21 protein-coding genes and 1 other RNA gene are annotated in these 24,730 nt (G+C 46.1%); 4 read left to right on the top strand and 18 right to left on the bottom strand.

From position 1 onward, the window contains the following. Nucleotides 1-22: 22 nt before the first annotated feature. Nucleotides 23-2,743, bottom strand: coding sequence for a preprotein translocase subunit SecA (gene secA, locus OCU74_RS03705; protein WP_087480302.1), 2,721 nt, complete (start codon nt 2,741-2,743; stop codon nt 23-25). A 322-nt stretch (nt 2,744-3,065) separates the two neighbouring features. Between secA and OCU74_RS03700 the strand changes: the two genes are divergently transcribed. Beyond that, nucleotides 3,066-3,533 (top strand): DUF721 domain-containing protein, encoded by a 468-nt coding sequence (locus OCU74_RS03700; RefSeq protein ID WP_087480301.1) that lies wholly within the window; start codon nt 3,066-3,068, stop codon nt 3,531-3,533. 200 nt (nt 3,534-3,733) lie between these two features. Here the strand turns inward: OCU74_RS03700 and lpxC are convergent, their stop codons facing one another. The 17 genes from lpxC to rsmI all read right to left on the bottom strand — a co-directional run bounded on the left by lpxC (nt 3,734) and on the right by rsmI (nt 21,908). Next, nucleotides 3,734-4,651: a UDP-3-O-acyl-N-acetylglucosamine deacetylase gene (gene lpxC / locus OCU74_RS03695; protein WP_087480300.1), complete on the bottom strand. Its 918-nt coding sequence runs from the start codon at nt 4,649-4,651 to the stop codon at nt 3,734-3,736. A gap of 95 nt (nt 4,652-4,746) precedes the next feature. Then, complete coding sequence (ftsZ, locus tag OCU74_RS03690; RefSeq protein WP_087480299.1) at nt 4,747-5,961, bottom strand: cell division protein FtsZ; 1,215 nt, start codon at nt 5,959-5,961, stop codon at nt 4,747-4,749. 29 nt (nt 5,962-5,990) lie between these two features. Next, nucleotides 5,991-7,253, bottom strand: a complete 1,263-nt coding sequence (ftsA, locus tag OCU74_RS03685) for a cell division protein FtsA (protein WP_087480298.1) — start codon at nt 7,251-7,253, stop codon at nt 5,991-5,993. After that, nucleotides 7,234-8,025 (bottom strand): cell division protein FtsQ/DivIB, encoded by a 792-nt coding sequence (locus OCU74_RS03680; protein WP_087480297.1) that lies wholly within the window; start codon nt 8,023-8,025, stop codon nt 7,234-7,236. Before OCU74_RS03680 ends, ftsA begins: the two co-directional genes overlap by 20 nt. A 183-nt stretch (nt 8,026-8,208) precedes the next feature. After that, nucleotides 8,209-9,672, bottom strand: a complete 1,464-nt coding sequence (gene murC / locus OCU74_RS03675; RefSeq protein WP_087480296.1) for a UDP-N-acetylmuramate--L-alanine ligase — start codon at nt 9,670-9,672, stop codon at nt 8,209-8,211. 11 nt (nt 9,673-9,683) lie between these two features. Beyond that, nucleotides 9,684-10,748 carry an undecaprenyldiphospho-muramoylpentapeptide beta-N-acetylglucosaminyltransferase gene (gene murG, locus OCU74_RS03670; RefSeq protein WP_087480295.1) on the bottom strand — a complete coding sequence of 355 codons (1,065 nt, stop codon included), beginning with the start codon at nt 10,746-10,748 and terminating at the stop codon, nt 9,684-9,686. Next, entirely contained in the window at nt 10,735-11,892 is a 1,158-nt protein-coding gene (gene ftsW, locus OCU74_RS03665) for a cell division protein FtsW (protein ID WP_200807701.1), read from the bottom strand. The genes murG and ftsW overlap by 14 nt, the downstream gene beginning before the upstream one ends. 54 nt (nt 11,893-11,946) lie before the next feature. Beyond that, entirely contained in the window at nt 11,947-13,266 is a 1,320-nt protein-coding gene (gene murD / locus OCU74_RS03660; RefSeq protein WP_087480727.1) for a UDP-N-acetylmuramoyl-L-alanine--D-glutamate ligase, read from the bottom strand. Between the two features lie 119 nt (nt 13,267-13,385). Next, complete coding sequence (gene mraY / locus OCU74_RS03655) at nt 13,386-14,468, bottom strand: phospho-N-acetylmuramoyl-pentapeptide-transferase (protein WP_087480294.1); 1,083 nt, start codon at nt 14,466-14,468, stop codon at nt 13,386-13,388. After that, complete coding sequence (murF, locus tag OCU74_RS03650) at nt 14,465-15,826, bottom strand: UDP-N-acetylmuramoyl-tripeptide--D-alanyl-D-alanine ligase (protein WP_087480293.1); 1,362 nt, start codon at nt 15,824-15,826, stop codon at nt 14,465-14,467. The genes mraY and murF overlap by 4 nt, the downstream gene beginning before the upstream one ends. Then, nucleotides 15,823-17,316, bottom strand: coding sequence for a UDP-N-acetylmuramoyl-L-alanyl-D-glutamate--2,6-diaminopimelate ligase (gene murE, locus OCU74_RS03645; protein ID WP_087480292.1), 1,494 nt, complete (start codon nt 17,314-17,316; stop codon nt 15,823-15,825). Before murE ends, murF begins: the two co-directional genes overlap by 4 nt. A gap of 9 nt (nt 17,317-17,325) precedes the next feature. Then, nucleotides 17,326-19,047, bottom strand: a complete 1,722-nt coding sequence (locus OCU74_RS03640) for a penicillin-binding transpeptidase domain-containing protein (protein WP_087480291.1) — start codon at nt 19,045-19,047, stop codon at nt 17,326-17,328. After that, a complete protein-coding gene (gene ftsL / locus OCU74_RS03635) occupies nt 19,044-19,376 on the bottom strand; it encodes a cell division protein FtsL (protein ID WP_087480290.1) in 333 nt (110 codons plus the stop codon). Before ftsL ends, OCU74_RS03640 begins: the two co-directional genes overlap by 4 nt. Next, nucleotides 19,373-20,329, bottom strand: coding sequence for a 16S rRNA (cytosine(1402)-N(4))-methyltransferase RsmH (gene rsmH, locus OCU74_RS03630; RefSeq protein ID WP_087480289.1), 957 nt, complete (start codon nt 20,327-20,329; stop codon nt 19,373-19,375). Before rsmH ends, ftsL begins: the two co-directional genes overlap by 4 nt. Nucleotides 20,330-20,346: 17 nt before the next feature. Continuing rightward, nucleotides 20,347-20,532 carry a hypothetical protein gene (locus OCU74_RS03625; RefSeq protein ID WP_143693155.1) on the bottom strand — a complete coding sequence of 62 codons (186 nt, stop codon included), beginning with the start codon at nt 20,530-20,532 and terminating at the stop codon, nt 20,347-20,349. A 27-nt stretch (nt 20,533-20,559) separates the two neighbouring features. Continuing rightward, nucleotides 20,560-20,952, bottom strand: an RNA gene (rnpB, locus tag OCU74_RS03620) — RNase P RNA component class A. 92 nt (nt 20,953-21,044) lie between these two features. Next, a complete protein-coding gene (gene rsmI / locus OCU74_RS03615) occupies nt 21,045-21,908 on the bottom strand; it encodes a 16S rRNA (cytidine(1402)-2'-O)-methyltransferase (RefSeq protein ID WP_087480288.1) in 864 nt (287 codons plus the stop codon). Nucleotides 21,909-21,969: 61 nt separating this feature from the next. Here rsmI and OCU74_RS03610 point away from each other — a divergent pair, with 61 nt between their 5' ends. From OCU74_RS03610 to OCU74_RS03600, 3 genes are read left to right on the top strand one after another with little or no spacing between them, the layout of a single operon-like run. Continuing rightward, entirely contained in the window at nt 21,970-23,778 is a 1,809-nt protein-coding gene (locus tag OCU74_RS03610; RefSeq protein ID WP_087480287.1) for a penicillin-binding protein activator, read from the top strand. Continuing rightward, entirely contained in the window at nt 23,765-24,133 is a 369-nt protein-coding gene (locus tag OCU74_RS03605; protein WP_087480286.1) for a YraN family protein, read from the top strand. The genes OCU74_RS03610 and OCU74_RS03605 overlap by 14 nt, the downstream gene beginning before the upstream one ends. Nucleotides 24,134-24,136: 3 nt before the next feature. Further along, nucleotides 24,137-24,727 (top strand): phosphoheptose isomerase, encoded by a 591-nt coding sequence (locus OCU74_RS03600; protein WP_087480285.1) that lies wholly within the window; start codon nt 24,137-24,139, stop codon nt 24,725-24,727. Nucleotides 24,728-24,730 lie beyond the last annotated feature (3 nt).

The following is a 24,730-nucleotide window of genomic DNA, read 5'->3' as shown; positions in this document are numbered from 1 at the left end:
GCTCTCAATCAACATTGAATTGTTATGCAATACGCCCATGGCACTGCTTATACTTTTTACCACTACCACATGGGCAAGGCTCATTGCGACCAACTTTCCGTTCTTCACGAACCAGCGGTTGATGTCCTTCCTGCAACTCATCGCCATCTAAAGACTCACTTGCAGCATGCTGTGCCTGAGCATAACGTGCAGCTTCTTCGGCCTGAGCCTGACGACGTGCTTCCATTTCATCAACTTCTTCTGGTTGCTGAACCCGCACTCTGGACAGAATTGTAATCACGTCAGACTTCAGTGATTCTAACAACTCCTCAAATAGTTCAAACGATTCCCGCTTGTACTCCTGTTTTGGGTTCTTCTGAGCATAACCACGCAGGTGAATCCCCTGACGTAAGTGATCCATTGCAGCCAAATGCTCTTTCCATAACGTGTCCAGCGTTTGCAGCATGACGGATTTTTCAAAATTACGCAGAACTTCCGCACCAACCAGCGCTTCTTTGTCCCGGTAAATTTTCGCGGCTTCTTCAATGATACGTTCACGAAGTACTTCTTCGTAAAGTTTATCATCTTCATCCAACCAACTCTGAATCGGCAAATCCAGATCAAAATCATGCTTCAGGCGATCCTGTAATCCCTGAATGTTCCACATATCTTCCAGTGACTGAGGTGGAATATACTCATCAATCACAGCAGTAAAGACATCGAAACGGTTCTGATCGATCATCTCCTGAATATCCGGAGCTTCCATCAATTCGTCACGCAGTTCATAGACAACCTTACGCTGATCGTTGGCAACATCATCATACTCAAGCAATTGCTTACGAATATCGAAGTTACGACCTTCAACCTTACGCTGCGCTTTTTCAATCGAGCGAGAAAGCAACTTACTTTCAATCGCTTCTCCTTCGTCCATGCCACTCTGAATCAGACCTGCCATGCGATCGGAAGTAAAGATACGCAGAAGCGCATCTTCCATTGAAAGATAAAAACGAGATGACCCCGGATCGCCCTGACGCCCGGAACGTCCACGCAGCTGGTTATCAATCCGGCGAGACTCATGTCGCTCGGTACCAATGATATGTAAACCGCCGGCCTCAAGCACCTGCTCATGGATTTTCTGCCATTCAGCTTTGATGTTCTCAACTTGTTCCTGAGTCGGATTATCCAGCGCATCAACTTTTGACTGCCAGCTTCCGCCCAGCACGATATCCGTACCACGACCTGCCATATTGGTCGCAATTGTGACAGCTCCCGGCTTACCGGCTTCGGCCACGATTTCAGCTTCCTTCTCGTGAAACTTCGCGTTCAGTACGTTGTGTTTCACTTTGGCCTTTTTCAGAGCCTGAGACAATAACTCAGATTTCTCGATTGAAATAGTCCCTACCAGAATCGGCTGGCCTTGCTGCACACGATCTTTGATATCTTCAATGATTGCGGCAAATTTCTCAGCCTCAGTCCGGTAAACCACATCCGCCATATCATCACGAATCATTGGTTTGTTAGTCGGAATGACCACTGTTTCTAAACCATAAATGCTCTGAAATTCGAACGCTTCAGTATCTGCTGTTCCGGTCATTCCCGAGAGTTTTTCATAAAGACGGAAATAGTTCTGGAAGGTAATCGATGCTAGTGTCTGGTTTTCATTCTGAATTTTCACCCCTTCCTTCGCTTCAACCGCCTGATGCAGGCCATCGGACCAACGGCGTCCCGGCATTGTCCGGCCGGTATGTTCATCAACGATAATGACTTCACCTTCGTTTGAAACAATGTAATCAACATCCTTCTCAAACAAAACATGAGCACGGAGTGCGGCATTGACGTGATGTAACAAACTGATATTTGCCGGAGAATACAAAGTATCCCCTTCATTCATCAGCCCGTTTTTAACTAGCAGTTCTTCGACATATTCCTGCCCGGTTTCAGTCAGATAAACCTGCTTCGCTTTCTCATCAACGGTGTAATGCCCGGTTCCCCGGTACTCTTCCGAATCTTCTTTATCTTGTTTTTCCAGCGAAGGAATCAGGGTATTGATACGGGTATAAAGCTCAGAACTGTCTTCTGCCGGCCCAGAAATAATCAGCGGTGTTCTGGCCTCATCAATCAGGATTGAGTCAACTTCATCGACAATCGCAAAAAAGCGAGCTCTCTGTACTCGGTCTTCTTTACGAAACGCCATATTGTCACGTAAGTAATCGAAACCAAACTCATTGTTTGTTCCGTAAAGGATATCAGCCAGATAAGCCTGCTGTTTCTCTTGTGGCATCATGCCGGGAACATTCACACCAACTGTCATTCCTAAGAATTCAAACAGCGGTCGGTTTGTTTCCGCATCCCGTTTTGCCAGATAATCGTTCACTGTTACAACATGAACACCATATCCTGGTAAGGCATTCAGATAAGCAGATAATGTTGCTGTCAGTGTTTTACCTTCCCCGGTACGCATCTCAGCGATTTGTCCGCCGTTCAGAACCATCCCACCAATGAGCTGAACATCGAAATGGCGCATACCAAACACACGTTTAGATGCTTCACGCACTGTCGCAAATGCTTCAGGAAGGAGCTGTTCAAGAGTTTCACCCTGCGCAAGACGCTCACGAAACTCGATCGTTTTCGCTTTTAAATCTTCATCTGAGAATGCTTCATACGTCGGTTCATAGTTATTGATTTCTTTGACAATTTTTCTCAGGCGACGCAATGTTCTATCATTGCGGCTACCAATAACCTTAGTCAGTAGCTTAGTTATCATTTTAATACGAATCTCTCTATGCTTAGATCACTTGAGATCTATTCTTGTGCCATCAGTCTCTACCAGTCATCAACTAAGTGTACTGAGATAAATCATGTCTATCCGATATTGAGGCTTATCGATGGTTTTTCAAGGCAATCCTTTGTTAAGAAGGGTATAGTGTAAGGAATTTTTAGATCGATCACCAATATCACCAACGATTTGTTTGATTGTAATAGTGAAATGTCTGAAAAACGGGGGAAGGTGCCCAAGAATACGCACCCGATTCTGATTTAATATACAATAAAATAATAGTAACGCGTTATTATTACCGGAACTTATGATGAGAGACCACCGTCCAACAGCGGCAAATGAGTTAATCAGCCATTCAAAGCTGAAAGAGATTCAGAAACACGCAGAGTCGATCAATCAGCTCAGCAAGATCATTCTGCCACTCTTACCGATGGGTACTCAGTCTTATGTTCGGGTGGCAAATCTTCGCCGCGGGCATTTGGTCTTAGAAGTTGCCAGTGCAGCAATCAAAATGAAAGTTGACTATGAGCGCTTACAGATCCTGAATCATTTACGTAGTCAGGGGTTTGCCCACCTAATCAGCATCGACGTCGTGATCAATCCGTCAATTTACCGGACGCCATCATCTCCTGCTGACAAACAAACGACTCCTAACCCACGCATTATCTCTTCTCAAACGGCAGATATTCTCAAATGCATCGCTGATCATGCTTCACCAAAGGTCAGAAAAAGACTGGAAAATATTGCTCATCTTGCGAAGAACAAAAAACAGAGCTAAACAAGCGCCAATTTTTTGTTGATTCACAGCATGGCTTCACCTTTAAAAAAGAGAGTATCTCAAATCGTTGTATGACTTCACTCCGTCAACATTTACTGAGCTTATACAAATAGTCATCCGGGCAGCATATAAATATGAGGCATAAAAAAACCAGGCGGAATGCCTGGTTTTCTAAAACTATAATTCACAGTCATTACTGATTAAGCAAGCACCGAGTTGGGGTCAGCAAAAGCGACTGGCGAACCAACTTCTTCACCAAAGGTAGCCCACTCCCATGCTTCCTGATCGGCCAGCAACGCACGTAACAATTGATTGTTCAAACCGTGTCCTGACTTGTATGCCCGGAATTCACCGACAATAGAATGACCACACATATATAAGTCACCAATTGCGTCCAAGACTTTATGGGTAACAAACTCGTTAGCGAAACGTAGCCCATCTTCATTCAGAATACGGTAATCATCGAGTACAATTGCACAATCAAAACTACCACCCAGACAGAGATTCTGTGACTGCAAATATTCGATATCACGCATAAAGCCAAACGTTCTGGCCCGGGAAATATCCCTCACGAAAGACTGAGATGAGAAGTCAAACAGTAAACGCTGCTCATCAGACTCAATCGCTGGATGATTGAAATCAATTTCAAAATCCATGCGGAAGCCGTGATAAGGAACTAATTCAGCCCACTTGTCACCATCTTCAAAGCGAATTGGCTTTTTCACCCGAATAAATCGCTTCGGTGCATTTTGAACTTCAATACCAGCTTGTTGCAAAAGAAATACAAACGGGCTGGCGCTTCCATCCATAATAGGAATTTCTGGTGCATCGACTTCAACGACTGCATTATCAATTCCCATGCCGGCCAGAGCAGCATTCAAATGCTCAACCGTAGAGATACGAATGCCTTCATCATTAACTAACGCAGTACACAACATGGTGTCACGAACGTTTTCCGGATCTGCTGGAAAATCAACAGGTGGCGTAACGTCTGTACGGCGGTAAATAATACCTGTGTTTGCAGCGGCAGGGCGAAGAGTTAAAGTGACTTTTCGACCAGAGTGAAGTCCCACCCCAGTTGTTTTCACTATCTCTTTCAGCGTACGTTGTCTGATCATCTGTTTGCCTCAATGTCAGTGCTACAAATCACGGTCAATAAACCTATCGACCGCAAATACTATCACAATTGTGAACAGTGTCAAATTATGACAAATCAATCAGCCTGACGACGTAAAAAAGCCGGAATATCAAGGTAACCACTTTCTTTCTCTTTCGGAGCAGTATTTTGACCTGCTGTTCCCTGAGAACCTGCCGATGAAGGCTGAGATTTTGACTCAATATTTCCTTGCAAGTTCGGTGCCGCTTTTTCTTCGACCTTCGCTGCCGGTTGAGGGATACTTGTCTGTTGTGGCGAAACAGTGGATTGTGAATTTGCCTTACCACCTGCAACCAGCGTGATATCAGGCTTTTTCTCATTTCCAATTCCTGTTGCTACAACAGTAACACGAATCTCATCTGCCATATCCGGATCAAGCGATGTACCTATAACAACTGTAGCATTATCCGAAGCAAATGCTTTCACCGTATTACCGACCGTCTCAAACTCATCCAAACGCATATCGAGGCCAGCTGTAATATTAACAAGCACACCGCGGGCACCGGCAAGATCGATATCTTCCAGAAGCGGGCTGGAAATAGCCATTTCTGCGGCTTCTTCTGCCCGATCTTCACCTTTTGCAACACCACTACCCATCATTGCGTGTCCCATTTCAGACATGACTGTTCTCACATCCGCAAAGTCCACATTAATCATGCCGGGTCTGGTAATCAATTCGGCGATACCCTGAACTGCATTCTTCAATACATCGTTCGCACTGGCAAAGGCTTCAAGCAACGTAATACCACGTCCCAATACCTTCAGCAGCTTCTCATTCGGAATCGTAATCAAAGAGTCAACATGTTTTGATAACTCTTCAATCCCCTGTTCTGCAAAAGCAAGGCGTTTCTTTCCTTCAAAGCTGAAAGGTTTAGTCACAACAGCAACCGTTAAGACACCCAGTTCTTTTGCAACTTCAGCAATAACCGGTGCCGCTCCGGTGCCTGTTCCACCGCCCATACCAGCCGCGATAAACACCATATCGGCACCCATTAGGGATTCTTTAATTTTTTCTTTATCTTCAAGAGCAGCATCACGTCCTACTTGAGGATTTGCACCAGCACCTAACCCCTTGGTGATATCACCACCAATTTGAATCACAGCACTTACGCTTGTCTTACGAAGTGCCTGTGCATCTGTGTTAACACTGATGAATTCCACGCCTTCGATGGATTCACGCACCATGTGTTCTACGGCGTTACCACCGCCACCACCAACTCCAACGACTTTAATTACAGCATCGTCAGACATTTCCATCATCGGTTCAAACATGTGTTATCTCCGTTTTTCCTGCACTCAGGTTAAAACTCTTTCTGTATCCAATTACGCAAACGACCAAATAGTCCAGACATAGATTGGCGCTTGGGCTCGCTGTATTCCGTCTCGTCACTAATTTGACTATCTCTTGCATAATGAAGTAAACCAACCGCCGTAGAATGATACGGCTCTTTCACATAATCCGTAAGTCCACTCACTTCAAGCGGCTTTCCGACACGGACCTGATTGCGGAAAACTCGTTCCGCGCATTCGACTAATCCTTCAATCTGAGCAGCTCCACCAGTCAGGACAACACCTGCAGCTAAATGATGTTTAATTCCTTCAGCTCTCAGTTTTTCCTGTGCGGAATCGATCGTCTGATGAACCAGCCCCATTAATTCAGTGTAGCGAGGCTCTATCACTTCCGACAAGGTTTGACGCTGCAAACTTCGGGAAGGACGACCTCCGACACTAGGTACATTGACTGTGTCATCTTTACTGACTAACTCACTCAATGCGCATCCATACTTTACTTTTATCTCTTCAGCATCGCTGACCGGAGTTCCGAATGCAAATGCAATATCACTAGTCACAGCATTGCCCGCATACGAAAAAACTTCCGTATGACGTAAGGCTCCGCCAGTCCATATTGCAATATCCATAGTCCCGGCACCGATATCGACAACGCAAACTCCAAGTTCGCGTTCATCTTCAGTAATTACCGCATTGCTGGCTGCCAGTCCCGAGTACACTAACTGCTCAACTTTCAGTCCACAACGCTCCACAGCTTTAATAATATTCCTTGCCATATCATTATGGCAGGAGATGATATGCACACTCACTTCCATGCGCACACCTGATAAGCCTAGTGGATTTTTAATCCCTTCTTGGTAATCAATCGTAAATTCTTGAGGAATAACATGCAGAATTCGTTGTTCATCACCAATTTTAATCGATTTGGCCGTATGAATTGCCCGATCCATATCTTCCTGAGAAACTTCTTCCTCAGAAATTGTCCCCATCCCTTTTTCAATCCGACTCGCAATATGCTTGCCAGAAATGGATAAAAAGACATTGCTAATCCGACATTCAGCCATCAGTTCAGCCTGATCAATTGCCCGCTGAACAGACTTTACAACCGACTCCAAATCGTTGACACCGCCTTTATCCATTCCTCTGGATGGGCTGGTTCCGGCACCGATGATATTAATCTGACCATCGGGCAGCACTTCTCCAACCAGAGCTGAGACTGTCGCCGTGCCAACATCAAGACCTACAATTATGTTGTCATCGGTCATTTTCGTCATCCGTTGTATTCTCTTGTTCTAACTGTTCCGGAAACCACCCAATTGCCGCTCCCGTATCATACCTGAGGTCAATATAGCTTATTTTTTCAGCTTTCTGACCAAAATAACGATAAAGCGAAATAAATCTTGTAATTCGCTCCCTGATGGACTCTTTTCCCAACTCAAGGCGAATACCGTTATCTAATATTATTTGCCAGGCTCTTCGCTCGTTCAGTAACAAAGAAGAAATGTTTAACCCCAGCTTTTGAAATTCAGGATTATATTTCCGCCACATACCGAGGACTTCGGCACCGGTATCTTCCGGGCCATAAAGCTTTACATGCTCCCCCCGGACAAGCCCCAAATCCCCGTGAAATACAACACCATGTTCGTCTAAAAGAGCCTGACCATTCCATATAGCCAATATCTGATGCTCCGTCAGAAACACTTTAATTGTATCAGGCCATTGCTTACGGATCGATGCATGCTCAACCCAGGGAATTGCCTGAACACTACGCTGTAACTGATCCACATCCTGAGACATAAATGTTCCGACATGGTCCAGACTGGCAAACGCCTGCTGAACATCATGTGCTGTGACATATTCCAAATGTCCCTGCAAAACAATTCTGGATAGTGGTAAACGTTCTTCATCCCACATCCAGCTTAAAGCAGAATAAAGCAATAAACTGATAAAAAAGACCACCGATAACAGAAAAACACCACCCCAGGCATGTTCTCTGAACCACGGTGACACCGATAGCTGATGGTCTCTCATTAATATTTGCTTCATTCAAGTCCACCACCAACCATCAATTGACTTTGTCCATTCTGCTTGCAAATTACAATTGTGGCAAAAACATTCACTTTAACTTTCGGATTATACTGAGCTCACTAAAAGTATCAAACAAAGAAAAACAGAAATTTAGGTCTGATGCCAACTTCCTTACGATTGAAACAGATAAATTTCAATTCTTTATCCCACTTGTTGCATCTTTTGAATATTCAGTTGCAATGATGCTAATTGTCTCGCCACTTTGCCAATATCACCAGCCCCCTGAGTCAACACCAGGTCACCATCTTGTAATACATTTGCGAGTACTGCCGGTAAAGTCTGACTATCCGGTACAAATATCGGGTCAATCTTACCGCGGCTGCGAATTGTCCGGCATAGTGAACGTCCATCCGCTCCGGCAATGGGTTTTTCGCCAGCCGGATAAACATCGAGCATAATCAAAACATCAACCTGTTCCAGTACATTGGCAAAATCATCATACAAATCCCGGGTACGGCTATAGCGGTGAGGCTGAAAAATCATGACCAGCCGTTTTTCTTTCCAGCCACTTCTGGCCGCCTGAATAGTCACATCTACTTCGGTCGGATGATGACCATAATCATCAACAAGCATGACCTGCCCACGTCCGGATTCAAAGACCCCCAAGTGATCAAACCGACGCCCGGTTCCCTGAGTATTCTCCATTGCTTTCAGGATCGCTTCATCTGCAATTTCATCTTCTGTTGCAACAGCAATCGCTGCCGCGGCATTCATTGCATTATGCCGACCGGGAATATTCAGAGTAATATGCAAATCAGAATGTCCTTTCCGCACAACAGTAAATTTCCCCTGCTGACCAATCTGCTGGTAATTCTCTATGCGAACATCAGCATCCTGAGAAAAACCATATGTAACAACATGACGGCTCACTTTAGGGATAAGCTCTCTGACCACTGGATCATCGATACAGAGAATTGCCTGACCATAAAAAGGAAGATTATGCAGAAACTCCACAAATGTTCGTTTCAGTGTTTCAAAGTCCCCTTGATAGGTGTCCATGTGATCGGCTTCGATATTGGTGACAATACTAACCATCGGCTGCAAATGCAGAAAGGATGCATCACTTTCATCAGCTTCAGCAATTAAGATCCGGCTGGAACCAAGTCTTGCGTTGGTTCCCGCACTTTTAACCAGTCCACCATTGACGAATGTCGGATCTAATCCTGCTTCAGAATAGATTTGTGTCACCAAAGCCGTTGTAGTAGTTTTTCCATGTGTACCAGCTACAGCAATCCCATGCCGGAAACGCATCAGTTCAGCCAGCATTTCTGCCCGGCGGACAATAGGAATCCGCTTCTCTCTGGCTTCAGCCAGTTCCGGATTATTGGTATCAATCGCAGTCGAGACAACAACAACACTCGCTTTAGCAACATTTGTTGCCTGATGACCGATGTAAATCACCGCACCTTTTGCTTTCAGGCTGTCAGTGATCGCATTTGACGCAATATCAGATCCGGTAATCTGATATCCCTCATTGAGTAAAACCTCGGCAATCCCACTCATACCTGCGCCACCAATCCCGACAAAGTGAATACACTTCACCCGACGCATTTCAGGAACGATTGTTCTAAGCTGGGATAAGTCCGGTGTATATGTCATGGTCATGAAATTTTCCATTATTCGGTTAAAGAAATGATCGCATCGGCAACGATCTTATCTGCATGAGGCTGCGCCAGATGTCTGGCTTTCTGAGCCATATCTAATAGAGTGGTCCGATCAAGATGCTTAATCTCATCAGCCATTTTCTGAGCCGTAAGTTGTGGTTGTTCTATCATTCTGGCAGCTCCCTGAGCCACCAGATGATCGGCATTAAGCGCCTGTTGACGATCTTTATGCATAAATGGAACGAAAATAGCACCGACACCAACGGCTGATATTTCAGAAACGGTCAGTGCACCTGAACGACAGATCAGTAAATCAGCCCACTCATAAGCTTCTGCGACATCATCAATGAACTCGGTAACACGCACATTCTCAATTCCCTGCTGGCGATATAACTCATCAACCGCTGATTGATTTCCTTTGCCTGCCTGATGGCGAACCTCAAATGCGCCGTCATCCAGCAATGACATGACTTCCGGCATAGTTTGATTCAGAATCCGGGCTCCCTGACTACCTCCCATTACCAGTATACGAATGGGACCGCTTCGCTCCTGCATCCTTACGGCAGGATCAGCTAACTGAACCACGTCACTGCGTACCGGATTACCAACGACATCTGCATGAGGGAAAGCACCGGGAAAAGCCTGAAATACCCGCCGGGCAATCCGGGAAAGCCAGCGATTCGTCAAACCAGCAACTGCATTTTGTTCATGTAATACGACAGGAATACCTGACAGCCATGCAGCAACACCACCGGGACCACTCACATAACCACCCATACCTAAAACTACATCAGGCTGCCAACGCTTGATATGAGCCCGCGCCTGCAAGATTGCATTCAATATCTGGAAAGGGGCTTTCAACAAACGAGAAAACCCTTGTCCCCGCAGTCCCTTCACCTGAATAAAATCGATATCAATCTGGTGCTTAGGAACCAGTTCAGCTTCCATCCTGTCGGCAGTTCCCAGCCAGCGGATTTCCCACCCCTGAGCCTGTAATACTTTTGCAACGGCAAGCCCAGGGAAAACATGCCCCCCTGTTCCACCAGCCATTACCATTAAACGTTTATTCTTTGTCATTTGAGTTTTTTACAATTTCTCTTTCTGTATCTGCGACACGGCATTCAAAATCGATTCTCAATAAAATCGATACAGCCACCGACATCATAATCAAACTGGATCCTCCATAGCTAATGAGCGGTAGAGTCAATCCTTTAGTCGGAACAATCCCGGCAGCGGCACCAACATTAACCAAAGTCTGAAAAGCAAACCAAATCCCGATACCGAAAGCCAGATAACCACCAAACTGTTGATCGTGTTCAAAAGCCTTTTTGCCGATAAAGACGGCTTTCATCACCAGCCACATGAGTAAGAGTAAGACCAGAACAACACCAATAAATCCGAGTTCTTCAGCCAATACTGCAAATACGAAATCCGTATGGGCTTCGGGCAGGTACTCCAGTTTCTGGATAGAATTGCCCAGACCTTGCCCAAACCATCCTCCCCGCCCAAAAGCCATCAGCGATTGTGTTAACTGATAACCACTACCGAAAGGATCTTCCCATGGGTCAAGAAATGAAGTCACACGCCGGATACGATACGGTTCTGCAATAATCAGCCCGATCACTGAAGCAACCCCGGCAATCATCAATGCAATAAACTGTGATAACTTCGCTCCGGCAATAAATAACATGCCGAACAGTGTGACCAGCATAACCACCACAGTTCCAAGATCAGGCTGGAGCAATAATAGAATCGCCAAACATGAAAACACCATGATTGGTTTCATAAATCCGCCAAAGAAAGTTTGCCGGACTTCATCATGTTTCCTGACCAGATAACCCGCCATGAAAATAAACAGAGTGAGTTTCGCTACCTCTGCCGGCTGGAGATTGAAAAGCCCTAAGGGAATCCAGCGCGACGCACCATTCACCGACTTGCCGGCAAGCAATACTATTACTAGCAGAATAAAGGAAATACCCAGTAAGACTGAACTGTACTGAAACCAGCGATACAATGGAATCTGCAACACGACGGCAGAGACTATCAGAGCCAGCAGTAAAAAAGTTGCCTGCCGGAACATAAAATGGAACGGTTGATCAGTCAGCCGGGAGCTGACCGGAAACGATGCAGAAGTCACCATCACCAAACCAATCAACATCAGTCCCAGAGAAATCCAGACCAGTTGACGATCAAACAGCACCGTTGGGCTGGGTGTTTTCAGCCATCGTATGATTCCGGAGGTTGCTTTTGATAATAGTGACACAATAATCCTACATTACGCGTAATGGTGCGCTAAATCGGCAAAAGCATCCCCTCTTGCCATAAAATTCTTGAATTGATCAAAACTGGCACATGCCGGCGAAAGCATCACAATATCCCCACAAGTCAGCTGAGGCGCAATATCTGCGATGACATCAGCCATGGTGTCGTACAGTTTTGCCGATGGATGTAATTCTATAAACTGTTCACCATCACGTCCAAAACAGCAAAGCCGAACATTTAATGCATTTAAAACCGGAGCCAGTGGTGAAAAATCAGCACCTTTACCAACTCCGCCAACCAACAGGTACAATGTTCCCTTCAAGACCAGACCGGACAATGCGGCTAGTGTACTGGCAACATTCGTTGCCTTAGAGTCATTGACCCATTGAATGCCGTGATTATCTTCAACAACCTGGCAACGATGTGTCAGTCCAGTGTAAGACTTCAGTACATCAAGCCCGTCACGATAACTGATGCCAGCCTGATGTAACAGAGCAAATACGGTCAGGACATTGGCCAGATTGTGCCGCCCAACCAATTTTAGCTGTTCACAGCCAATTACGGGCTGCCCCATGGCCATCAGGCATTCCTGGCCATTAACCCCTTGAAGTGCAAAGTCGGCATTCTGTGAGATTGAAAATGTTACAACCGGCCCAGAGAATTCATCAGGAAATGTACATGGATCATCCTGATTGACGATAGCAGCTTCAGCATGGCTAAAAATACGCAGTTTTGCCTGACGGTATGCTTCAATATCTGAATAGCGATCCATATGATCTTCTGACAGATTAAGAAACGCTGCGGCTTTAAGTTTCAGGTGCTGCGTAGTCTCTAACTGAAAACTGGAAAGCTCCAGCACATAAAGATCAACGGATTCATGAATCAGATCCAGAGCCGGAATACCGATATTACCACCAACAGCAACATTCAAACCGGAGGCAGCAGCCATCTTTCCGGTCAAATCAGTGACAGTGCTTTTGCCATTAGAACCGGTAATAGCAATCACAGGCTTCTTGATATGCCAGGCAAATAGTTCGATATCACCAACGACAGGCGTCCCAGACTGAACCACTTGCTGAATTTCTGGTGTTGACAATGCAATTCCGGGATTGATGACAACCAAATCGGCTTCCGCCAGCCATTCACGGCACCAACCACCCAGATGGCAGACAATATCTGTCGTCAATTCACTTAGACCGGGCGGGTTCTCCCGTGTATCAATCACTCTGACGGAAACATGTGGATGATATATACCAAGATATTTCACCACCGAAAGACCGGTTATACCTAACCCGGCGACAACTACATTTTTGACATCCTGCCAGTCATTCATGCTCATACCACTTCATTACAAATCTATTTCTGACTCAATAATATAGATATAACCGCAAACTAAAACTCACCATAAACTGATATGATTCAGGATAGTGACAACATCCCGTAACCGATATATTAGCGAACTTTCAGTGTAGCTAACCCAATCAGAACCAGAACTATTGAAATAATCCAGAACCGGACAATTACCCGGGGTTCAGGCCAGCCTTTCAGTTCATAGTGATGATGTATCGGAGCCATCCGGAAGATACGCTGTCCCCGCAATTTATAAGAACCGACCTGCAAAATTACCGAAAGGGTTTCCATCACAAACACACCGCCCATGATGACCAGAACGAATTCCTGACGAACCAGAACAGCAATTGTCCCGAGAGCTCCGCCCAAAGCCAGTGAACCGACATCACCCATAAATACCTGAGCAGGATAAGTATTGAACCACAGGAAACCGAGCCCTGCTCCGACAATCGCAGTACAGACAACGGAAAGCTCCGAGGCATATGCGATATAAGGAATATGCAGATAATTGGCAAAATTCACATTTCCTGTCGCCCAGGCAATCACACCAAAACCGGCAGAAACGAGAACTGTAGGCATGATTGCCAGGCCATCCAGACCATCCGTCAGGTTTACCGCATTACTGGTCCCGACAATCACAAAATAAGTCAGAACAATATAAAACATGCCCAGTTGCGGCATCACATCCTTAAAGAAAGGCACCACTAATTCTGTTGCAGCTGTATCTTTTCCATGAATGTACAATGCAAATGCGACACATAATGCAATCAGAGACTGCCAGAAATATTTCCAGCGAGCGATAAGTCCATCGGTATTCTTACGGACAACTTTGCGGTAATCATCAACAAATCCGACTGTCCCATAGCCAAGCAGAACAACCATTACCGCCCAGACATAAGGATTGGAGAGATCCGTCCACAATAAAACAGTGATGAAAATAGACGCAAGAATCATGACGCCACCCATGGTCGGTGTGCCACTCTTGCTGAAATGTGATTCAGGGCCATCATTACGGACAACCTGACCTATCTGCAGTAACTGGAGTCGTTTGATCAGACGAGGTCCCATCCAGAGAGAAAGTGCCAATGCAGTCAAAATGCTGACAATCGCCCTAAATGACAGGTATTCAAACAGACGAAAGAAAGAAAAGTATGGCTGTAGTAATTCTGCAAGCCAAATAATCATGCGTATTTCTCCTTGAGAGCAGCGACTATCTTACCCATCCCGGCACTATTGGCTCCTTTGACAAGCAAGACATGCTCCTGATTTTGATTATTATCGAGTTGCTGCCCGATATACTCCATCATTTGTTGGTGTGAAGAGAAGTGCACTCCCTGGCACAGCTCACTGATAATTCTGGCATCATCGCCATACGTCAGCACATAATCGAACTCAAACGGGGCAGCATGTTCACCGACTTGACGGTGAAGTGCAAGACTTTCATCGCCTAACTCAGCCATATTGCCCAAAACCAGCCACCGCATAGCAGAAAATGTCGCCAGAACATCAACTGCGGCCTTCATCGCCGGAACACTGGCATTATAGCTGTCATCGATCAAACGTATCCGGGGAGTCAACATCGAAACATCAACCCGGCCTTTCACATTTCTGGCTTTTTCCAGTCCGTATTTTACTTCATCTAATGTTGCTCCGACGGACATTGCTAATGCAGCTGCGGCCAGAGCATTGGTAATATTGTGCTCACCAATAATTTTCAGCTGAATTTCCCGGCAACCGGTTGGAGAAACCAGCGTAAATTCAGGGCGTGCAGACTCATCCAGTGAGACGGATTGAGCATAAAAATCAGCAGAGGAATGATGTCGTGAAAATGTAATAACTTGCTTATCAGCTAACACCGATTCCCACAAGTTTTCTCCCTGACTATCCAGATTAATCACAGCTGTCGCCCCAGAGGACAGACCTTCAAAAATCTCTCCCTTCGCGACTTTTACACCATTCAGCGATCCAAACCCCTCTAAATGAGAAGCCGCGACATTATTGACCAGAGCAACATCCGGTTTGACTAATCGGGTCGTATAAGCAATTTCCCCGATATGGTTAGCGCCCAGTTCAATGATTGCAAAATCATCCTCAGGACAAGAACGAAGTAATGTCAGTGGAACGCCAATATCATTATTGAAATTCCCTTGTGTATACAGAACCCGGCCTTTTTGTGACAAGATTTCAGCGGTCATTTCTTTCACAGTCGTCTTACCGCAACTACCGGTTATCGCGACAGTCTTCGCCTGACATTGGTGGTGAACCCATGCACCTAAATGCCCTAATGCGACACGGGTGTCCTGCACAACTATCTGTGGCACATCAACCTCTAACAAACGCTGGACCAATAGTGCCCGCGCGCCCAGTTCGACGGCCTTACCGGCAAAATCATGTGCATCAAAACGTTCACCGGCTAAAGCAACAAACAGAGCGCCGTTTTCTATGTTGCGGGTATCTGTTGAAACAGAATCAATGGTAAGATCTGCACCAAACAGCTCGGCTTCCAGTACATTTGCCAATTGCGATAATGAAACCTGAATCATTCGGCTAACCCCAATAGTGTCATCGCTGACTCCCGATCAGAATAATGGCAAACTCCGTCAGCGGTTACCTGATAGTCTTCATGCCCTTTACCGGCTAACAGAATAATATCGTTTTCATCGGCATGAGAGAGCGCAAATTCAGCAGCTTTTCGCCGCTGATGTTCAACATGAGCCTCTCCCGGAGAGGCTAATCCCTGCAGCATATCCTGAATAATATCCTGAGGTGTTTCACTACGAGGATTATCATCAGTTAATACAATATGATCAGCCAGCCTTTCTGCTATTTCTGCCATCATCGGACGCTTTCCCCGATCACGATCGCCGCCACAGCCAAAGATGGCCCAGAGTTTCCCCTGACAATGGACTCTCAAGGCCGAAAGAGCCTTTTCCAAAGCATCTGGCGTATGCGCATAATCAACGACGATTTTCGCCAGTCCGGGGGACTGAAACAACTCCATCCGCCCAAGAACCGGACACAACTGTGCCGCAGTGGTCACTAGATCATCTTTATCAAATCCAAGTACCAGCATCGCAGTAAAAGCCAATAGTACATTACTGGCATTGAATGCTCCGATTAAAGGAACAGAAAAGTGGCCGCTTCCCCATGAACTGTCAAAAGAAAGGTGAATACCATCTTCAGTATACTGGATATCCGTGGCCCAAACGCCCGTACGAGTCTGGGGACAGGCAAGCAGGGAAACGCCGATTGCTTCATCAAACTCATCACACCATAATTGGCCGACAACATCATCTGCATTGAGAACGACCCGTTGACACTGATGCGTACGGAACAGGAGTTTTTTCGCCTCCGCGTAAGCATCCATGTCGCCGTGATAATCCAGATGGTCACGACTCAGATTAGAAAAAACACCCACATCAAAATGCAAGGCTTTGACTCGATCCTGAACAAGTCCATGGGATGACACTTCCATCGCCGTGTAAGTGGCACCTTGTGTGACCAGAGACGATAAAGTTTCCTGGATGTCAATTGCGCTTCCGGTCGTATTACCGGCAGGCTGTAACTGTTCGAGAAAACCGTTTCCGGTTGTTCCCATCACCGCACTTTTCTTCCCCAGCAAAGTCAGCCACTGAGTAATCAACTGAGATATTGTCGTTTTCCCATTCGTTCCGGTAACGCCGATAAGGTGATGGTGCTGACTCGGATGGTGATATAACCGACCAGCTAATTCAGAAAGGTGGTGATTGAGATCATTCAGATATACGATGGGTACAGAAGCCCGAAACTCAGTTGTACCGTGAGTATTATCCGGATCAGACTGCGCCAGAATAAGATTAGCTCCCGTAGCAATGGCAGCGTCGATAAAACGCCGGCCATCAGCTTGATGACCTATCACCGCAACAAAAGTATCTCCGGGTTGAATCCGGCGACTATCGAGCACCAGACGCTGAACCTGAATATCAGCATACTCCGCCGACTTTAATTCAAGCCAGGGAGAAATCAATTCAGCAACAGTCACCCTTTCACTCATACTTCATCCTCACTTATTCTGGAGCCGATTATCATCAGGTGCAATATTCATAATCTGTAACGCCCCTTTCATGATTTCTGCAAAGACAGGGCCAGCAACAGAACCACCGGAATATTCATCGCCCTGAGGCTCATTCACAACTACCACTAATGCCAGACGGGGATCACTGACAGGCGCAATTCCGGCAGTAATCGTGACATATTCATCACTATAACCACCTTTGGTTGCCTTACGCGACGTCCCGGTTTTTGCGGCAACCCGATATCCGGGAATAGCCGCTCTGGTTGCTGTTCCTCCCGGCTGGGTTACCGTTTCCATATAGCCGAGAACTAACTTCGCATATTTCGGATCAATGACCTGTTTCGACACATCCTGCTGGTTATTCTCAATAATATGAATCGGTTGGTAGAGTCCGTAATTCCCCAGAGTTGCATAAGCATGAACCAGTTGGATCGGCGTTACAGAAATCCCGTATCCGAATGCCAGAGTCGCAATTTCAAACTTGGACCAGCGAGTCCGGTTAGGGAAAATCCCCATCGATTCTCCAACCAGATTTAAACCGGAGAGTTCCCCCAGCCCCACAGAATTATATGAACCCAGCAGTGCCTGAATCGGCATCTGTAAAGCAAGTTTCGCAACACCGATATTACTGGATTTCTGAATGATTTTTTGCAAACTAGCTTTTCCGATTCGGGAAACATCACGAACCCGGCTACCACCAATCCGGAAAACACCATCCTCGGTATCAATGATCGTATCTTTATTCGCAACACCATTTTCCAAAGCGGCAGCAACAGTAAATGGTTTAATGGTTGAACCGGGCTCCATTGCGTCGGTCAAGACCCTGTTTCTCATCCTGAACGTCTGTAAATCAGTCCGGTTATTGGGATTATATGACGGCGCATTGACCATCGCTAACACGGCACCGGTTTTTACATCCAGAATAATAGCAGAAGCAGAAGTAGCCCGATGGTCGGCCTTTGCCTGTTTGACCGCCCGGTAGGCGATAGCCTGAATCCTCTGGTCAATGGTCAACTGCAAAGACTTCCCTTCCTGCTTTGCTTCTAACGCAATATTTTCGACCACCCGGCCATATCGATCTTTACGGATAACCTGCTTACCGGCTTCACCACTAAGCCAGTTATCATAACTACGCTCAACCCCTTCCAAACCGTGACCATCAATTCCGGTAACACCAATCAAGTGAGCACTAACTTCTCCAGAAGGATAGTAACGCCGGGATTCAGATTTCAAACCGACGCCTTTTAACTTTAACTCGCGAATATACTTCGCCATGGGAGGATTTACCTGACGCTGCAAGTAAATAAAACGCCGCGTCTTATTCTCTGATATTTTATCAATCAGGGCCTGACGCTCGATACCCAATACATCTGCCAGTGCATACCACCGATTGCGATCATCCAATTCATGGTATTTAAAAATCGTTGCCGGATCAGCCCATACCGCATCAACCGGAACACTGACCGCCAGAGGCTCACCATTCCGATCGGAAATAATTCCCCGGGCAGAAGGAATTGTCTTAGCACGAATTGAACGCAAATCCCCCTGATAAACCAGATTATCAGACTCAATTACCTGAATATAAGCAGTGCGTCCAACCAAAATACCAAAAGCAATAAAAATAAATAATAAAATGATATAGAAGCGCCAACGGATGAAGACGCTATTTTGCGGCGGGTGATTCTTTTGAGAAGGTTCTATGTTTTTCATTTCAGAGAAACTACCACTTCCTTATCGGCATCGGGACGAATCATATTCAGCTCTTTCTGTGCCAGATCCTGTACCCGGCTATGGTCTGAAAGTGCAGTTTCTTCCAGTAACAGATTACGCCACTCATTATCCAGATGCTCCCGCTCAATCATCTCACGCTCCCTCTCGGTTATCGCCTGCCGCGCCTGATGCGTGGTAAATACGATCCCCATGGCCGTGACAAACATGGCAAAAAGTAACAGCAGCGGTAAACGTCCCACTGTGAAAAGATCCGTCAGAATGACTCTGACCAGATTCGGCCTGACTGAACTGCTTGTTCCCTGAGTCATGCCAGTTTTTCCGCAATCCGGAGCACAGAGCTTCTCGAACGCGAATTCTGTGCAACTTCCTGTTCCGAAGGTTTGATTGCCTTACCGATCGTCTTAAGGCTGGCACTGCCCAGAGCCTGAATCTGGGCATCAGTCAAAGGAAGCCCCTGAGGTATTTCCGGACCTTTACTCTCTTTACGCATGAAACGTTTCACCATGCGATCTTCCAGAGAGTGAAAGCTGATCACAGATAAGCGTCCCTGAGGTGCAAGGATAGACAATGCACCTTTTAAAGCCAGATCTATTTCTTCCAGTTCACTATTGATATAAATCCGGAATGCCTGAAAAGAGCGGGTTGCAGGATGTTTCTTCTCTTTATAATTCTTGGGGACAACATCAGAAATCAATTGAGCCAGTTGTCTGGTACGTAACAACGGTTCATTTTCTGCATTGTCACGGTAACTGATGATCGCTTTCGCGATACGACGGGCATAACGATCTTCCCCAAATTCCCGAATCACCCAAGAGATATCATCCAAATCAGCTTCACTCAGCCACTGAGATACCGGAATCCCCGCTGTCGGATCCATACGCATATCAAGTGGGCCGTCTTTTAAAAAACTGAATCCGCGATCAGCATCATCTAACTGAGGAGAAGAAACGCCCAGATCAAACAGAACGCCATCGACTTTACCACTCAGCCCATATTCTTCAGCATACCCAGCAATTCCGGAAAAAGGACCATGAATGATGGTAAAACGGGGATCATCAATCTGTCGGGCAGCTTCAATCGCCTGAGGATCACGATCAATGCTATAAAGTCTTCCCTGTGGTCCCAGTTTAGACAGAATCGTGCGAGTATGTCCGCCTCTGCCAAAAGTTCCGTCAATATAGGTACCGTTCGGTCTAATGTCCAATCCCCGGATTGATTCATCCAACAGGACGGAAATATGCTGAAATGCTGTTTGCGTCATTCGTTCTCTCGTAAAACCTACTCACGAATCCATCCCATATGCAACAGCCATAAGGGTTCGAATACGTTCAACCTGTTCAGGACACTATGGTAGTAGAATGCCTGAGACACTGCTACCTTATTCCCGGATACCAGACGTGACATTGCGCCAAGTTTAAACGATCCGGGACTAATAACGTCAATATAAAGCAAAAAACCCATCATGACTGAATATCATGATGGGTCAAGAATAGCCGGAGTCAACCTATAAGCCGGGTTCTGTTCCGTTTTGCAACGGTAGTAGCCATTCCTCTAGGCCAGCAATCACTCACTGGCTCAAGCAACCTACCCGCTCCCAGACGCGAGCAACGCCATACGGGAGCCTATTTGGTCTTGCTCCGGGTGGAGTTTACCTTGCTACGGACTGTTACCAGCCGCACGGTGCGCTCTTACCGCACCCTTTCACCCTTACCTGGCCACTAGGGCCATCGGCGGTCTTCTCTCTGCTGCACTTGTCGTGGGCTCACGCCCCCCAGGCGTTACCTGGCACCCTGCTCTATGGAGCCCGGACTTTCCTCCCCTCTATCAGTCTCCCCGGCCGAAACCAAGGGACATCAATAAAGCGGCGACTACCCGGTCAACTCCGAGCGCGAATTGTATAGAGAAAGGGGAACGCTGTCTACCGATGAAAAAACGACTGTCTGTTTTTCCATCCAAACCCCATTATTTCATCCGAATCAGTCCAGATGCTCTAGACCCCATTTATATAGCGCATTTTTTTTCAGATGATAAATTTCAGCGACCAGTCCCGCAGCTTTCTTCAGTGGCAGCTCCTGAGTCAGTAACCTGAGAGTCCGCACCGCATCCTCAGGAAGCTCATCCTGTTCCAGACGACGGTAACCATGAATCAATAACACCATTTCTCCCTTACGCCGGTTTTCATCGGCCATCACCCAGGGAATGAGTTCCCCCAATGGTAATCCCTGAATGGTTTCAAAGGTTTTGGTCAGTTCCCGCGCCAGAACTACTTCCCGCTCAGGACCGAGAACTTCCTGTAAATCATGCAACGAATCCACAATACGATGCGGTGACTCGTAAAAAATACAAGTTCGTTCATCCTGTGCTATCGCGGTAATCCTGTCTTTACGGGCTTTCGTCTTAGGTGGCAAGAAACCTTCAAAACTGAATCGATCCGATGGCAAACCTGAAGCACTGAGTGCAGTAATAACAGCACAGGCTCCGGGAAGTGGCACAACTTTAACGCCCGCCTGACGACAAAGCCTGACAAGATGATATCCTGGATCGCTGATTAACGGAGTCCCGGCATCTGAAACCAAAGCAATCGTCTGACCGGACAACAGTTTTTCAACCAATACTGAAGCCTTCTCCTGCTCATTATGATCATGTAAAGAAAAGGTTTTGGTTTGAATATTCAGATGAGATAAAAGCTTCCCGGTGTGGCGTGTATCCTCTGCTGCGATCATGTCTGCCTGAGAAAGAACATCGATGGCTCTTTGCGTTATATCGCCTAAATTACCAATTGGAGTAGGAACAATGTATAGTGTTGGCGCTTGCTCCTGCAAAGTTTTATTATCAGTCATTTGTTTATCATCACTTCAAAGATTATTATAGAGACAATTTTACCGGAATAATTAACAGCTCATGGCTCAGAAAAAGCATAACAGACTCAATGTAGCACGCCTAATTGCTCAGATTACATTAACGACACTTCTTGCGGCATGTGCTTCCAACCCAACTGTTTCTAATCGTGTGGATATTACCCAAAGCCCGACACAAAGTGCTCAGGACTATCTGATGAGAGCAGACAGCAGTGAGGGTTCGATACAAAACGACTGGCTGATTATGGCACTAAAAGCTGCCGTTAAAGAAAATCAGGCTGCCCAGGCTAATCTGCTGTTATTCCGGTTGACCAAGCAAGATCTGACAGAAACGCAACAGGCAGAGTGGCAGCTTTCCCGGGCCAGACTCCTTCTGAACCGCAATCAGGATGAAGCAGCACTCAAACAGTTTGCTTTCAAACCCTGGTGGAAACTTCCCGATGCTCAATGGCTGGCATTCTATCAGACTAAAGCTGATATTTTTATGGGATTGGAACAATGGTTTGATGCAACCCGAGCTTTAGTCGAAGTTTACGATTTAAGTGCTCAGAATGTACAGCCCAGAGTTGCCCGTCAAATCTGGCAAACTCTGTCTCATTACTCAGCCACTGAGGTTACCGAATTAGAAGTTGCCTCAGATGAAGATGAATTAGCCGGCTGGCTTCAGCTCGCAATTTACATGAAAACGCTGGATAGTGATCTGGCACAACTCAAGAATACTCTGGAAAAATGGCTCGCAGAAAACAGTAAACATCCTGCTGCACTTCACATACCGGGGGCAGTTAAGGCTGTCCTGGCAATGAAAATTACAACGCCCAAGAGAACAGCCCTGCTTCTGCCACTGAGTGGTAAGTTTTCCCAACAGGCTCAACTGATCCGGGACGGCTTTATGTTCGCGATGATGAATGATCGTGACAGAGGTACGGATATGACACTGAATGTCATTGATACACATGAACAACCATTACCGGAAACCGTAGATCAACTGATGCAAAAGCATATCGACTTTGTTGTTGGCCCACTCATCAAAGAAGATATTACTCAATTAAAACAAATCGAAAAGCAGAAAAACCATCAAATTCCAATGCTGGCCCTGAATATTCCGGAAGAAATAGACTCAGCCCCAGGGACCTGTTACTTTGCTCTTTCTCCTGAACAGGAAGCCAGCCAGGCGGCTAAGCACCTGTTCAGACTCGGCTATCAGTATCCTCTGATACTTGCACCTCAGGGAAGCTATGGTGAAAGAGTAGCAGATGCATTCCGGCAGGAGTGGCTGAAGTATAGTAAGCACCCGCTTACTGTCAGCCTGTTCGGAGAAAAACGTCAGTTGCAAAAAGACATCAATGCTGTTTTTGGACTGCAAAGTAGTCAGAAAAATATTGCTCAGATGGAATCATTGCTTGATATGAAGCTGGAAAGTCAGCCCCGGAGCCGGCGAGATATTGATGCAGTATACATTGTTGCCAACAGTGCTGAGCTCACACTGCTTAAGCCCTTTATTGAAGTGGCCATTAATCCGGACACGACCCAGCCGAAGCTGTTCTCAAGTTCCCGGAGCAATAGCAATAACCAGTATGAAGATCTCAGTGGTGTGACATTCAGTGATATACCGCTGCTTATCCAGCCTCAGGCGACAGTGAAAGAGCAAATGGAAACGCTGTGGCCAAAAGATTCAAATGCAGAAAAACGTTTGAAAGCTATGGGAATGGATGCCTATACCTTAATGTCATCACTTTCCCAGATGAAAGCTGTTGAAGGTTATCAGGTTCAAGGGCAGACCGGAACACTCAGTATTGACTCACAATGTATCGTTCAGCAAGAGTTGAGCTGGGGAGAATATGGATCACTCTAGCCATCGGGCTATCGGGTATCATTATGAACAGGCTGCTGCTGACTTTTTGCTTGGGCGTGGATTACAATTGATTACCCAAAATTTTTCATGTCGCGCAGGTGAAATTGATCTCATTATGCGCGATCGGCAAACAACTGTGTTTGTTGAAGTAAAGTACAGAAAGAATCGCCATTATGGTCATGCTGCCGAAGCAGTAACACCGACAAAAACAAAAAAATTGATTCAAACTGCTCAGTTCTGGCTGCTAAAACAAGGTTTATCACCTTATGACACAGATTTTCGTTTCGACGTTATCGCCATTCATCAGGATGGCCATGACATCGATTGGTTCCAAAATGCAATAACGCAGGGATAATCCATGCTCGACAGCATTAAAGCTAGTTTTACTGAAAGTATACAAATTCAGATTGCCGCCGCAGAAGCATTACCGGATGCGATTACACATGCAGCTCAGGCTATGGTTGCCAGTCTGTTGAACGGTAACAAAATCCTTTGTTGCGGCAATGGAGGTTCATCGGCAAATGCTCAGCAGTTTGCTTCTTGTCTGCTCAACCGTTTCGAAACCGAGCGCCCCAGTCTTCCGGCACTGGCGTTGACAGCAGACAACACAACCATGACAGCCGTCGCCAACGATTACCACTATCAGGAGATTTTTTCTAAGCAAGTCAGAGCATTTGGACAGGCCAATGATATCCTGCTTGCCATCTCAACCAGCGGTAACAGTAAAAATATTATTAAAGCAATGGAAGCAGCAGTAACCCGGGACATGACGATTATTGCTCTGACAGGAAAAGATGGCGGAGAGATGGCTGGCCTGTTAGGAGAAAATGACGTAGAAATCCGGATTCCTTCCCTCCGGACAGCCCGAATTCACGAAGTTCATATGGTCACATTACACTGTCTATGTGATCTGATCGACCAGGTTTTATTTCCAGCCCATGAAGAGTAAATC

The sequence above is a fragment of the Vibrio mangrovi genome (assembly GCF_024346955.1).
GTDB lineage: Bacteria > Pseudomonadota > Gammaproteobacteria > Enterobacterales > Vibrionaceae > Vibrio > Vibrio mangrovi.
Note: the sequence above shows the minus strand (reverse complement) of the source record. Positions and strands in the feature narration are given on the sequence as shown.